Here is a 13,830-nt window from a genome sequence, read left to right on the forward strand (position 1 = left end):
CAAAGGCTATTTTTATTACTTTCATTGCGTAATAATCACTCCATCGAAACGCAACAGCGTTTCACATTCACATCAAATTTGGAGATACATTATGAACACATTGACTAAAGCAACATTGGCTCTTTTAACCTCTTCTGTTATCGCTACGTCCGCGTTTGCGGTAAACGGTTCTTCTGATGATTCCGCTTACGAAACGTACCGTAACAGCATCTCAAGTGTAGAAGCCTTGTCTAATACGCTTGATGCGAAAGGCATTGAATACAATGCCGACGTTAATCTGAAAGGCGCCAACACCTTCTCTAAAAAAGCAGAAGCGTACAACGACAAGTACGAAGAACTTCAAACTATCTTCAATGCAAACCACTTTGCAAACTAAGTTAGTTACATCGATTTAAGATCTGCTCTTCCTTTTACAAGGTTCCTTTTAGCCAGATTATCCTTTGATACTCTGGCTTTTTTATTCAGTCCTTCTAGCACCTGATCTAGCCTTATTTCCAAGGCCTTATCGCTTGATTACTTAAAATCCGAAGGGCTTTATTCATTGCGAGATGGCTGGATCGCGCTTCACCACACTAAGTGGCACGCCCTCGGCTCTGGCATCCGGCAACCCGCTTAGCTATTTTATCAATGGTAAAATCACATTACTTAAAAAGCTTATTCCTTTGTCTGTATGAAGCCAATACAAACCGCCTAAATTTAATAATACGGTAATCCAATAAACAATTTTAAATTCCTCTTTACTAAATTTATGACGCAATTTACTTTGAGCAAAAAAAGCGCCAGGCCAACCACCCGCTAAAGAAAATATATGCAAAGTACGTTCTCGTGTTCTCCAACGACCATTTTGAGCAGCCGCTTTGTCAATTGCGTATGCAACAAAAGCAATAAAACTCATAACGAAGTACAAACCAGCAATTATGAAAGGCAGCTTTCCAGTAAATACGGACACCAAAAGCCCTATACAAAATAGTAATGTAAAGACACTACCAAATAGATTGCTTTTTTCAGCTTCACGTCGTTTATTTGATCTTTTTATATCATGGGCAAATTTAATATTTTCAGCTTTAAAACGATTATTATTTTCACGAACCAAATCATAAATAATCATATCGCCATTAACAGGTCTACGCGAGCGAGGATTGAAAGCTTTAATATGAACAAATGCGCGGTCTCCACCCCCATTCGGTTCTACAAAACCAAACCCTTTATCATCATTCCAATTTAACACTTTACCTTGAAGCTTCATATTACCTCTTGAATTTTGATCGCTAACTACTAAGCGGTTGTTAAATGGCTCAGCCATGGTTATAACCGTCTGTTGAAGGACTACTGTATTTATAGGGAGTTTGCTTTTTCAAAATTGGCGACGTCCCTGTTTACATCGTGGTGTTTTTTGTACTCTTCAAAAGTACTCTTAACAATCCTTTGTGTTTCTTATATTTTACTACTTGAGTTCATACATTATAAGAGCATTTAGATGACTCAAAAGCGATTTGTCGGGATAAATCCCGACCTACAAAAGATTCTCATTTTAGGTGTGATGTGATACTCATGAAAAGTCTGCGTTTTTTCTGCGCTGACGACGACAGTGACGCAAGCAGAAAAGACGAAGGCTTTTTGAGTTCATACATTCTAAGAGCATTTGGGTGACTCAAAAGCGATTTGGCGGGATAAATCCCAACCTACTCGAATTGCATGTTCCAACATTAGAGTGTTTTTCATCAAAACAACCTGATAAAAGGCACGAAGCTTCCGTTACTTTTGCCTCGCTATTTTCACCATTTACGCTTTTGAACTGTGCTTAAAATACAGTCTAAACTGCACATTCCATCCTTTAAATTCTTAATTAATCCCAATCATACACACATCAAGTAACAACCGCGGAAGCCAGGTCCAAAGGCTATTTTTATTACTTTCATTGCGTAATAATCACTCCATCGAAACGCAACAGCGCTTCACATTCACATCAAATTTGGAGATACATTATGAACACATTGACTAAAGCAACATTGGCTCTTTTAACCTCTTCTGTTGTCGCTACGTCCGCGTTTGCGGTAAACGGTTCTTCTGATGATTCCGCTTACGAAACGTACCGTAACAGCATCTCAAGTGTGGAAGCTTTATCAAATACGCTTGATGCGAAAGGCATTGAATACAATGCCGACGTTAATCTGAAAGGCGCCAACACTTTCTCTAAAAAAGCAGAAGCGTACAACGACAAGTACGAAGAACTTCAAACTATCTTCAATGCAAACCACTTTGCAAACTAAGTGAGTTACATCGATTTAAGATACGCTCTCCCTTTTACAAGGTTCCTTTTTAGCCAGATTATCCTTTGATAATCTGGTTTTTTTATTTTTGGTGTCATTGATACGACATTCACGTTCTAGGTTCTATTTCCAGCTAAACTCCCCATCTAATACGGTACAATTAGTCATAATAGCGTTCGTATCCGTTACAAAAGCGTGTTTACGCTCGCCGATGTGCCATAGGATGGTTTGGATTTAACGCCAACAAATCCCACAAGTTGCCATATAAATCCTGAAATACAGCCACCGTGCCATAATCTTGTTTTTGCGGTTCCCGAACAAACTTAACACCTTCAGCAACCATGCGGTGATAGTCTCGCCAAAAATCATCCGTACTTAAAAATAAAAACACACGCCCACCAGCTTGATTGCCAACACACTTTTTCTGCTCAGGTTTCGACGCTTTCGCAAGCAATAAGGTCGTCCCTTGTGAGCCCGGAGGTGAAATGACAACCCAACGCTTATCTTGTTCGGCTTGATACGTGTCTTCTATTAACTCAAATTTCAGTTTATGAATGTAAAAGTCTAAGGCGTCATCGTAGTCATCAACGACAATGGCGATGTGAATAAGGGATTGATGCATGTCTTTCGGCTCTTTTGATCGATGATTGTATCACTATGAATGATGTCCCCACAGGTTTTATGCTCCCAGTAATGGCAAATGCTTTATCTGGTGATAGCGTAAAGACAGTGAGATGCAATGCTTTAGCACAGGCCAAGGTACGGCTTCATCGAGACGAAAAAGAACCGCTCGATTGCCTTCATAAACCAGTTCATTGGGGTACAATTCTTTAAAGGTTTCCACTAATTTCGAACGGCAATTAAAATACAAAGCGTATTGATCGGGGTGTTTGGCTTTCCAGTCAAATCGTATTGTGCTGCCTTGCTTCGCGATATAACTGGGTTCTCCCCATTTTATGGTTTCACTTACGTCTATACACTCTTCTTTTGCCACCGTTAGAATAACCTCTCTTAACTGACTTAAGACGGGCGCAACGGCTTCCGGATACGTCTCAAACTTTTGTTTTATCTGTAACTCCATAATCACCTCAGTTAATCCATCAGCCTTGTATTAAAGCAGCTTTTTTAAAATACTCAGTTTAAAACGACTAAAAGGTGGGTATCGTAATGCCACATCAAACAAAAATTTGCGTTTCATAACGGTTTTTATATGACTGAACGTGTTAAACCCTGTTTGCCCATGATAGCAGCCCATACCGCTCTTACCCACACCACCAAAAGGCAAATTTGGGTTTGCCATAAACAGCATACCATCATTAATCCCTACACTTCCTGAGCTGGTTTGCTGCAGCACCTCGTCTTCAAATGCCGGATCATTGGTATATAAATACAAGGCCAATGGCTTAGGCTTACTGTTCACAACAGCAATCGCATCATGCCGTACTTTTAGGGTTTGAATCAGCAAAATCGGGCCAAAAATTTCTTCCTGCATAATTGAGCTCTGATTCTTTTCTGCAAGAACAATCGTCGGCGAGAGATACTTTGTTTGGCGATTCAACTGCCCACCATACACAACATTTTCTTTTTCAAGATAGCCGACTAATCGATCAAAATGATGTAAATTGATAATACGACCATAATCCGGACTTGACTCCGGGCTTTGACCATAGAAAGCCTCAATTTTCAACTTGATGGCCTGAATGAGCTCGCTTGCGAAGGACTCTTCTACCAAAATATAGTCAGGTGCCACACAGGTTTGTCCAGCATTCATCCATTTGCTCCAAACAATTCTTGAAGCGGTCACGTCTAGATTTGTCTGTCTATCAACAATACAAGGGCTTTTTCCACCAAGCTCTAATGTCACTGGCGTTAGATGCTCTGCCGCGGCCCGCATAATCACTTTGGCAACCCGCTCTCCCCCAGTGTAAAAGATATGATCAAATGCTTGCTTAAGTAACTCAGTCGTCTCCTCAACCGCCCCTGAGATCAACTGAAAACACGCCATATCAAGATAATGTGGCAGTAATTCAGCCAATAAAGAGGCCGTGTGCTCAGCCACCTCGGATGGCTTGATCACGGCACAGTTCCCGGCCGCGATGGCCGCGATTAAAGGGGCGAGTACAAGTTGAACAGGGTAATTCCAAGCACCAATAATAAGTACCGTTCCCAGGGGTTCGGCTAAGGAATAGCTTTTTGCAGGTTGAGCAAATAGAGGCGTCGATACCTTTCGTGGTTGGCACCACTTATGGATGTGTTGCAGAGTATGATCCACATCGCTGATCACAAAACCTATTTCCGACAGCCAAGCTTCTTGCGGGCTCTTTTTTAGATCCAAACACAAAGCGGTGGTAAAAGCAGGTTCGTTCTCTTGCAGCATGTTTTTCACTTGTTTAAGCTGCTGAATACGCCACTCTAAGCTTCGTGTTTTACCGACTCTAAAAGAGGCTTGTAGACGTGCTACATAGAGGGGGATTTCTGCTAACGGGGTGAAAGACACCGTATTTTTTTGCATGACTATCTTACCTCTAAAGCAACATCACATTGGATCTTATCAAGGATCATTAATGGTCAATCAACCCCACAATACGACGCTATCGCAGCAGGTTCAATCATTGTATCAATATCAAACAAGCTACTCAGGAGGGTGAACTACAGGGCAATTAACCACGATATTGGTGCGTTCAATGGTCACTAAACCTTGCGCTTCGGCTTCATAAATCGCCCCTTCTGACGTTAGGACATAAGCCTGACTAGGGTCAGCCCAAATTACGTTGTACATCAACCAGAGTGGTGAATATTGCTTATCTCTATTCTCTGGACCAATTGGATCTGGAACAGAAGGAAAAACATTGCGCTTTTGGGTCCCGTTTGGGAAACCATACACTCTTTCCAGCGCCGTCCTGACACTCGGTGGTTTAGGGTATTTAGGAATGGTATGCCTTAAACGGGGAACGTAATTTGCGTCCATTACTTTTGCCATTTTTCGGTCTGATACATCCGTTGTCACGTAAAATACAATTTCATCATCAAACCAAGCCTCATGCAGCGGTAAACTGACATACTTTTGTTTCATTGGCTTTTGAGAGCAAGCTGAGAGTAAAACGAGTAACATCATACCCAGTACGTAGTTATGTTTCATTGAAGGATCCTATCTTAAAAATGAACCTGAACATCGGCGAACTCTCTCAATAATAGCGTATTTATGCTATCAAGTTTTGTCTAAAAACAACAAGGCTAAGATTTGTGATTGGATCGCGGCTTGTTTATCTCCCGTCACTTAACTTGAATACTGATACACACTGTTACTGTTTAGCCACGTATTTCTCACTATCCTACCGTGTGTCTTCTTTATTTAGAACAAACACTCTACACTTAACCTAACATACTCAAAAAATGGAGTTTATTTTGAACGTTTTGAAAAACGGCCGCCTTTTCCTTCTGTTGATTTCCGTCTTCTATATGGCCGCCTGCTCGAATAAAGACCTGTACGAAGCGATACAAGACAATCGAGTAAATGAATGTCGTAATATGACCTATAATCAAGAACAAGCTTGCTTAAACAGTATCAATCAAAAGTCCTATGAAGAGTACAATAGAGAACGAGGCGTTGGTGTTGAGACTGACACAACGATGACTGCAAATGATGATCTGTCTTTTTCTCATACGAGTCGCTATAACAACTAATTTGCGACTCAATCTAACGAATCACCAAGCACCCTCCTTTGCACTTTAACAACACCTTGAGGGATGACTCAGAGAAATGTCCACAAATGCCTCTTGCCTCTGACGCTTGCTACTATTAAAGTACCCTCTTAATTTTTATAAACCGTTTTTACAATAATCGAACTTCGGGGCGGGGTGAAATTCCCCACCGGCGGTAATCCATCTTTTAACCAAGTTGGGCAGCCCGCGAGCGCTTCTGTCTTTACTTAAGTCGTAAACAAGCAGAAGGTCAGCAGATCTGGTGAGACTCCAGAGCCGACGGTTACAGTCCGGATGATAGAAGATCGACCAAACAAGATAATGAGTGACGTATTTTTAAAGGTCTAGTGAGTACTCGACTAAAAGAAATAAGTGACTTTCTTTTGTGCGCTCTGTTGAGCGTGCTCTTGTTCATCTCATGTTTGGTATATTTCTCATCACCCCTGTACATCTTACTGAATAGGAGACATTCAAGATGGCAGGAACACTTTTTATTATGATTGCGTGCTTTACATGGGCATTGGATACCCTTATCCGCTACCCCTTGTTGAGCGCTGGTTATTCTGCTGTACAAATCGTTTTTATTGAGCACCTCACCTTAGTTTTATGTGTCAGCCCTCTACTTTGGCGTTATCGTCAGACCTATAGAAATATGACCAAAACCGCCTTAGCCTGTTTATTTTTTATTGGTGGCGTCGGTTCGGCGGTTGGTACCTTGGCGTTCACCGAAGCATTCAGTTACTTAAACCCAACGGTCGTTATACTTTTACAAAAATTACAGCCATTAGTGGCCATATTATTAGCCTATCATTTCCTAAAAGAACGTATTGAAAGCCATTTTATTCAATGGGCTACCGTCATTTTAGTGGGCAGCTTTATTATGATGTGGCCAGATTTAGCCACACTCGGTGACGCGCAGTGGCACTACTCAAGCGATCAAACAGCCATCATAAAAGGCTATAGCTATACCCTTATTGCCGTCTTTTCTTGGGGAGCGGCAACGGTTTGCGGAAAATATTTGTCTTATAAAAACGTGCCTGAAAATGCGATTCTTTCCGGCCGATTTTTATCTGGGCTAATGGTTTTGTTACCCATCGCCTTGCTCATTACCCCCAGTTTAAAAGCGATGCCTATTACAGATATTGGACTCGTCGTGGTAATGGCGCTGTTGAGTGGACTCATTGGTATGTGGTTTTATTATAAGGGACTCAATCAAGTTCGTGCACAAACGGCCACCTTAGTTGAGCTCTCTTTTCCGGTTTTTGCGGCGGGCATTAACTGGGTCTTTTTGGATATGAGCTTGTCGACCTACCAGATAGTTGGAGCTTGCTTGTTAATATGCGGTAACATTGGCTTACGTATGAAAGAGCTCAAAGCACCTATGCCGACTATCGCCTCAGCCAATACTTAATCTAATCACCTAACGCTCTTATCGATCGTCAACGATAAGAGCACTTCATTTCTAAAGAGGGTATTTCTAAAGCGGGTCTTTCTAAAGTAAGTAGCCCCCATCGATGTCTATTGCCGCATTTCTTAGTGCTTTGGACTGATCTCCTAACAGATAGAGAATCGCACCAATATGGTCATCGGCTTGCAGTGTGCGGCCTATCGGGCACGCTTAAACGTGTATAAATGTAAGCGGCTCTATCAAAGCACTAAATAATATTTTATAACCTTATTGATGGATTTTTTAGAAAACTGTCATAGACTCAAATACCAACGATCCGATCTAAACGATTCTGCAACAGGTTCGACCTGTTCAATAACAGTTCACATTGATATTCGTTTAGACTAAGAATTCCGTTTAGGGAAAAAATATGTTTAACAAGCGCCTCCAACAAGAAGTTAACGCCTTAAGAAATGAACTTCTTATTATCAAGCAAGTGAAAGACAGCTTAGAAACGGAGCATTTAACCGTTTTAATGGACCACGACGGTGTAATACAAAGCGTCAATGACAAATTTGAACATGAAATGCTGCACTCTTCGGCGTCTATTAAAGGCCAAAAATTGCTCGACCTTGTGCCAGAACATGAAAGGCATACACCACATTTCAAAGGGATTTCGGACGCATTTAGAAGTGCACAACATTGGTCTGGCGCGCTGCAAATAAAAAGAGGTAATGGTAAAGAAGCTTGGCTGCGTGTCATTCTTCAATCTATAAAGAATGCCGAAGGTAAAGTCGAATACATCACCTTGCATGCAAACGATCTAACACGGACGATTACCACCTCACGCGAACATGAGAATATTATTGCCGCATTACAGCGATCTACCGCGGTAATCGAATTTGATTTAGAAGGCCATATTCTGACAGCCAACCCTATTTTCCTAGACTGTATGGGGTATGAACTGTCCAAAATAAAAGGCAAACACCACAGAATGTTTTGCGAAGCCGACGAACACCAAAGTTCAGACTACGCCCTCTTTTGGAAAAAACTAAGCTCAGGGAACTTTGTCGCCGACCGATTTAAGCGGGTGGACAGTCGTGGCAACATTGTCTGGTTAGAAGCCTCTTATAACCCTATAACAGATGTTAATGGTCGACTCTATAAAGTTGTCAAATTCGCCACGGTTATCACAACTCAGGTTGAACGTGAATTAGCGGTTTCTAAAACGGCTAAAATTGCCTTCGAGATTTCACAACAAACCGACGAAAGTGCAACCAAGGGCAGAGAAGTCGTTCAAAAAACCGTCACCGTTATGAGTAAACTTGCGGAACAAATGTCGCAAGCGGCCAGTGGTATCGATGAACTAGACAAACAGTCTCAATTAGTAGGCACTATTATTCAGAGTATTCGAGGTATTGCTGATCAGACTAATTTATTGGCACTCAATGCGGCTATAGAGGCCGCTAGAGCGGGTGAACAAGGACGCGGGTTTGCGGTGGTGGCCGATGAGGTTAGGCATTTAGCATCAAGAACCAGTGAGGCCACAGAAGAAATTGTTGGCGTGGTAGAAAAAAACCAAATCTTAGCTGAAAAGGCCGTTGCGTTAGTCAATGGCGGACAGCGGCAAGCAGAAGAAGGTCTAAAACTCTCGCATGAGGCGGGTGAAGTAATTGTAGAGATACAAAAAGAAGCTCAGCAGGTCGTCGATGCAATCAGCGTATTTACAGACCAATTTAAGGCGGATTAATTCGTCTCTTAGTAATAATAACCCCATGCGAATCATTGAACTTGCATGGGGTTATTGTAAGTCCTGTTTATTGATTTCAAATACCAATCAACTTCAAAGACATTCCATTTCTCAAACCAAGCCCTCTCCATTCATGTCTACTCTTTATTCGCTCTACAGAAACACGCTGTAACAAATCTGTCGTACTTTTCCTATATTTTCATTATCAAGGATCATAAGTCTTTGATACATTTAGATTTGAGGATAAAGTCATGACCATATCAGGCGTCACCCGGCTCACAACATTAGCTTACGGTCTCATTGCTATAGTATTCGCTGGCATGATGTTTTGGGGAATCTCAAAGTTTCGTAATACTTTCCAAGAAAACCATTATTATAATGACGTTTGGTCATCCGCCAGCATTGGTTTAAAAGACCAAATAGAAGCGTATCTATTTTCTGGTGATAGCAGCACATTACAAAATGCCATTCTTTATATTGATGAAAGCATCCAACCGAAATTAGTCAAACTGCCAGCCAGTATTGCACACCCTATTCAAGAAAAGCTTTCTGTTATTAAAAGCAGTCTGGAAACCGATGTTCGTGCGGCCGGTAAATTATCAGGCGACCCTAAGGCGCTGATTCATAACAATGAAGCACAGATTTTTTCCGAAATCGAAACCTTACAAGAACTCGTCAGTTCACAGCAATCGTCTTTAGATACAGACACACAGCAAGAGTATTACCAATTAATAGCCAAAATGTATCAACAGATGTTCTCTCTGACTGTGGCCAGCGACCAATATATAGAAATCACTGAGCAGAATAACCTTGATCAGCTGACTCGGCTCATAACCGAGCTACAAGGGTCAATCGCATCGCTAAGTCGCTTACCAACAATCAATAAAACCCAAGCAGAATCCACAGAGGACGACAATGACCTTTCATCATTAATGGGTTGGGCGACCGATGAGACGCAGGAAGAGGACAATCCAGTGGTCGAGATTCAAGCCGAATTAAGGTCTTGGGTAGGACGATACTTAAAAGATGTCGAATCAACTCAGTCTCTTATGACGCAAGTCATTCAAACCCAAAATCAAATTAGAGAACGTGTGATCAGTTTACAAACTGAACTCGAACAAGGAACAAAAACCCTCCAAAAAACCTCACAGCAAACCGAACGCACCATCGAAATCGGTTTTGCGAGTGTCGTTCTACTTATGTTTATTGTGACGTGTATCACTCACCTATTCCAACATACTATTGTTGTCAAAGGGGCTAAGCAGCTATTGAAAGCCGTTCAGGAACTGGCTCAGAATCAAAGCGCAACGCATATCAATATTGGCAATAGAAAAAATGAGCTAGCGGATATAGCACGACTGTTAAACCAGTATTTAGACTTTGTTGAGCAACAAAGACAACAGAGAGACCAGGAGTTATCGAAGATTTCCTCTTCGCTCAACGACACCTTGACGACATTCGACCAAATGAATGGACTCAGTATGGCGTCAAACGATGCGCTTGTAGAAACCTTAGGCTTAGCCAGTAAAGTCGATGTATTGGCACATAAAGCTGAAGTGAGAGCCACCGAAGTGGCCACTCATGCTGATGACATCAGCACGTCAATGAAAAGCAGTGTAGAAAAAACGCGTGAATTAAACCGCGCCAATAACCAAACCATTGCGACCCTCAATCAAAGTAAAGAATCACTATTGCAATTAAGTCACTACGTTAGCAATGCGTTTACGATTGTAGACAGTATTCGTAACATTGCTGAACAAACTAATTTACTCGCATTAAATGCTGCAATAGAAGCGGCTAGAGCTGGTGAAAATGGTCGAGGTTTTGCCGTAGTGGCTGACGAGGTCAGATCCTTATCGAGAAAAACACAAGGTTCATTAGAAGAGATCACCACCATTTTTAGTGGCTTAAATAATGCAGAGTCAGCACTTAAGACCCATTTAGAATCCATTGAGCATTCAACCAAAAATCAATATGAATTAACCAATAGCCTTGAACAATCAGCCGAACAAGTACAGGAACAAGCGGCAAGGTCATCCGTCTTAACACAAAAAGCAACAGGGTATGCCGCCCAGCAAAAACACGAAATGAGCGAGTTAAATCGCTCCATTGACAGCATTCGGAATAAAGCAGATGAATCCGTTATGTTTATCGGTTCGGCGTCGAAAAAAATACATATCAATATTACCAATATAACGACGACACTAGGAATAGAAACACCTAACACAGAATGAATGAGACGATATAAAATAACGCCAGCGACGTAACTCAATCAGTCAGTAGAATGGCGTTATGGGGCATTGAAAGACTTGACTCAACTAACACGAACGAAGCGACTATATAGGCTCTAAGGCCACTGTCTCTAACGCCTCCGCCATGGCTGACATGGCCATCGACTCTAACCAGTCCAAATCGACGGTGTTATGTGCTTCACAAATAAACCAAGGTTCACGAGAATCAGGCTCCAACATAACGCCGTTATTGATCAAGTTAAACGCAAACTCGGTATACAATACCGAATCCGTTTGTTTCCAGTCACGGTAATTTTGTGGCACAAACTCCCCAAAATGAATTCCAAACATAGAATCCGGTCCAGCAAACTGATGGGGGATATTATAATGGCTAAACACTCGGCTTAATCGCTCTTGTATCGCCTTGCCCGTGGTATTTACTGTCTCTAAGGCATCCGTATCACGAATTAACGTCAAGGTCGCTTTAGCCGCACTGAGAGCAATCATATTTGCTGTGTAAGTTCCCCCGTGGGTTACCCCATCTTTACCAAACCGTATTTTATCCATGATAGCGGCTTTGCCTCCAAATGCCGCCACAGGGTAACCGTTGCCCATTGCTTTTGCGAAGGTTGTCAAATCGGCATAAACACCATAGAGCTCTTGCACACCGCCTTTTGCCACTCTAAACCCTGTTTTCACTTCATCCATTATCAACAGGGTTTGACTTTGGTCGCACATGTCTCTTAATGCTTGCATATACTCTTGCGTTGCGGCAATACTGCCACAGTTACCCATAATAGGCTCAATGACGATCGCAGCAATATCCTCACCCACACGTTCAAAAACCTGCTTAAGCGCATCCAAATCGTTTAATGGGACCGTCTCTAAATGTTCACGACTGCTTTCTGGAATACCGATACCAAAAGCCGCAATTTCAGGCGCCTCTTGCTGCTCATTATCCCAATTATCCACGTCCGACTTCCACATCATTTCATCGTAAAGCCCATGAAAGCCACCCTCGACAACCACAATTTTATTACGATTCGTGTACCCTCTAGCGGTTCTTACAGCACCTAAGACCGCTTCTGTTCCAGAGTTTGCAAAACGGACCTTCTCGATCTGTGGGCAAAGATCTTTCATCAAGGACACAACGTCAGAATCCAGCGCGGTCGAAAAACCAGAAATGGTACCGCACTCCGTGATGGTCTTAATGACTTCACTGTCTACACGGGTATCTCGATAGCCTAAAATAATCGGTCCGTAAGCCAATCTAAAATCAACAAACTCATGATCGTCACAATCGGTAATTTTGCAGCCTTGTGTGCTTTTTACAAACACGGTTTTCTCTTCGCCCCAATAACGGTAACTGTCCGCTACCCCCATTGGCATATGGGTGTGAGCCGATTTAAGAAGTTTATTCGATATGGTTTTATCTTGATTATTCATTAATTTAGTCTTTAATTTCTCTATGGGGAGATTGTGAAGGAAAAAGGAAACATGATAATTTTCGGAGCGAATCATACCTATGATGCCTTTTTTTTGCTACAAATTGACTACATATATGAGTAAGCAAAGATTCACTTTAGTGAGTTCGCCATCCTCTTTAGTCGCGTTTTATAGGAGATACAATGAGCACTGATACAGATTATCAACCACCAAAAGTATGGAAATGGGAAACTGAAAATGGCGGTGAATGGGCCAGCCTTAACCGACCCACTGCTGGCTCAACACACGAGCAAGACTTGCCTGTTGGTCAGCATCCTTTACAACTTTATTCATTAGCCACACCAAATGGCCAAAAAGTCACCATCATGCTAGAAGAGCTTCTAGCGATGGGGATTTCAGACGCCGAATACGATGCATTTTTAATTAAAATTACCGAAGGGGATCAATTTTCTTCCGGTTTTGTGGCCGCCAATCCAAACTCAAAAATTCCCGCCTTAATGGATCACTCAACCACACCCGCGACTCCGGTTTTCGAATCTGGGGCTATTTTGCACTATTTAGCGGAAAAATTTGATGCCTTAATCCCTAAAGATCACTTAGGGAAAACACAATGCCTTTCTTGGCTATTTTGGCAAATGGGCACGGCCCCCTATATTGGCGGTGGTTTTGGTCACTTTTATGCCTATGCACCTTCTAAAATGGAATACCCAATAGATCGCTTTACCATGGAAGCCAAACGCCAACTGGATGTTTTAGATAAACACCTAGCTGAAAACACCTACATGGCGGGTGATGAATACTCCATCGCCGACATTGCGGTTTGGTCGTGGCACGGTAACTTGGCATTAGGCCATCTGTATAATTCAGCTGAGTTCCTACAAGTGGACAGTTACAAAAATGTACAACGCTGGGCGAAGCACATTCAACAGCGCCCTGCGGTACAACGAGGCATTGTGGTAAACCGTGTTTGGGGTGAAGGCGAGCACCTTGCAGAACGCCATAGCGCCGCCGATATTGATGCGATTGTTAAGTAACATCGACTCG

At 42.1% G+C, this 13,830-nt stretch carries 12 protein-coding genes, 2 pseudogenes and 1 riboswitch; of the genes and pseudogenes, 8 read left to right on the top strand and 6 right to left on the bottom strand.

Annotated elements, in window-relative coordinates:
* Positions 1 to 91 precede the first annotated feature (91 nt).
* Complete coding sequence (locus IEZ33_RS18795) at positions 92 to 376, top strand: hypothetical protein (RefSeq protein ID WP_191601509.1); 285 nt, start codon at positions 92 to 94, stop codon at positions 374 to 376.
* Positions 377 to 616: 240 nt separating this feature from the next.
* On the opposite strand, the gene IEZ33_RS18800 is transcribed toward IEZ33_RS18795, so the two are convergent.
* Entirely contained in the window at positions 617 to 1,303 is a 687-nt protein-coding gene (locus tag IEZ33_RS18800; protein WP_206696876.1) for a DUF1294 domain-containing protein, read from the bottom strand.
* Positions 1,304 to 1,985: 682 nt separating this feature from the next.
* On the opposite strand from IEZ33_RS18800, the gene IEZ33_RS18805 reads away from it, so the two are divergent.
* Positions 1,986 to 2,270: a hypothetical protein gene (locus IEZ33_RS18805; protein WP_191601513.1), complete on the top strand. Its 285-nt coding sequence runs from the start codon at positions 1,986 to 1,988 to the stop codon at positions 2,268 to 2,270.
* A 199-nt stretch (positions 2,271 to 2,469) separates the two neighbouring features.
* Here IEZ33_RS18805 and IEZ33_RS18810 read toward each other — a convergent pair whose 3' ends face one another.
* The 4 genes from IEZ33_RS18810 to IEZ33_RS18825 all read right to left on the bottom strand — a co-directional run bounded on the left by IEZ33_RS18810 (position 2,470) and on the right by IEZ33_RS18825 (position 5,409).
* Positions 2,470 to 2,892: a VOC family protein gene (locus IEZ33_RS18810; RefSeq protein WP_191601514.1), complete on the bottom strand. Its 423-nt coding sequence runs from the start codon at positions 2,890 to 2,892 to the stop codon at positions 2,470 to 2,472.
* 57 nt (positions 2,893 to 2,949) lie between these two features.
* Entirely contained in the window at positions 2,950 to 3,351 is a 402-nt protein-coding gene (locus IEZ33_RS18815; protein WP_191601515.1) for a DUF1801 domain-containing protein, read from the bottom strand.
* A gap of 30 nt (positions 3,352 to 3,381) precedes the next feature.
* Positions 3,382 to 4,782: an aldehyde dehydrogenase family protein gene (locus IEZ33_RS18820; RefSeq protein ID WP_191601516.1), complete on the bottom strand. Its 1,401-nt coding sequence runs from the start codon at positions 4,780 to 4,782 to the stop codon at positions 3,382 to 3,384.
* A gap of 120 nt (positions 4,783 to 4,902) precedes the next feature.
* The gene (locus IEZ33_RS18825; protein ID WP_191601517.1) at positions 4,903 to 5,409 is read right to left on the bottom strand and encodes a DUF7482 domain-containing protein; all 507 of its coding nucleotides are present in this window, start codon (positions 5,407 to 5,409) and stop codon (positions 4,903 to 4,905) included.
* A 266-nt stretch (positions 5,410 to 5,675) separates the two neighbouring features.
* On the opposite strand from IEZ33_RS18825, the gene IEZ33_RS18830 reads away from it, so the two are divergent.
* The 5 genes and pseudogenes from IEZ33_RS18830 (at position 5,676) to IEZ33_RS18845 (ending at position 11,343) form a co-directional block, all read left to right on the top strand.
* Complete coding sequence (locus IEZ33_RS18830; protein WP_191601518.1) at positions 5,676 to 5,954, top strand: hypothetical protein; 279 nt, start codon at positions 5,676 to 5,678, stop codon at positions 5,952 to 5,954.
* 156 nt (positions 5,955 to 6,110) lie between these two features.
* A riboswitch (FMN riboswitch) is annotated at positions 6,111 to 6,282 on the top strand.
* Positions 6,283 to 6,447: 165 nt separating this feature from the next.
* Positions 6,448 to 7,383, top strand: coding sequence for a DMT family transporter (locus tag IEZ33_RS18835; protein WP_191601519.1), 936 nt, complete (start codon positions 6,448 to 6,450; stop codon positions 7,381 to 7,383).
* A 511-nt stretch (positions 7,384 to 7,894) separates the two neighbouring features.
* Positions 7,895 to 8,560 (top strand): annotated as a pseudogene (locus tag IEZ33_RS21055) (PAS domain-containing protein); the annotation flags it as partial.
* 108 nt (positions 8,561 to 8,668) lie between these two features.
* A pseudogene (locus IEZ33_RS21060) lies at positions 8,669 to 9,109 on the top strand (methyl-accepting chemotaxis protein); the annotation flags it as partial.
* 251 nt (positions 9,110 to 9,360) lie between these two features.
* Complete coding sequence (locus tag IEZ33_RS18845) at positions 9,361 to 11,343, top strand: methyl-accepting chemotaxis protein (RefSeq protein WP_191601521.1); 1,983 nt, start codon at positions 9,361 to 9,363, stop codon at positions 11,341 to 11,343.
* A gap of 102 nt (positions 11,344 to 11,445) precedes the next feature.
* Here the strand turns inward: IEZ33_RS18845 and IEZ33_RS18850 are convergent, their stop codons facing one another.
* Positions 11,446 to 12,786, bottom strand: a complete 1,341-nt coding sequence (locus tag IEZ33_RS18850) for an aspartate aminotransferase family protein (protein WP_191601522.1) — start codon at positions 12,784 to 12,786, stop codon at positions 11,446 to 11,448.
* 182 nt (positions 12,787 to 12,968) lie between these two features.
* Between IEZ33_RS18850 and yghU the strand changes: the two genes are divergently transcribed.
* Positions 12,969 to 13,820 carry a glutathione-dependent disulfide-bond oxidoreductase gene (gene yghU, locus IEZ33_RS18855; RefSeq protein WP_191601523.1) on the top strand — a complete coding sequence of 284 codons (852 nt, stop codon included), beginning with the start codon at positions 12,969 to 12,971 and terminating at the stop codon, positions 13,818 to 13,820.
* Positions 13,821 to 13,830: the final 10 nt, after the last annotated feature.

Source organism: Marinomonas algicola, from assembly GCF_014805825.1.
GTDB lineage: Bacteria > Pseudomonadota > Gammaproteobacteria > Pseudomonadales > Marinomonadaceae > Marinomonas > Marinomonas algicola.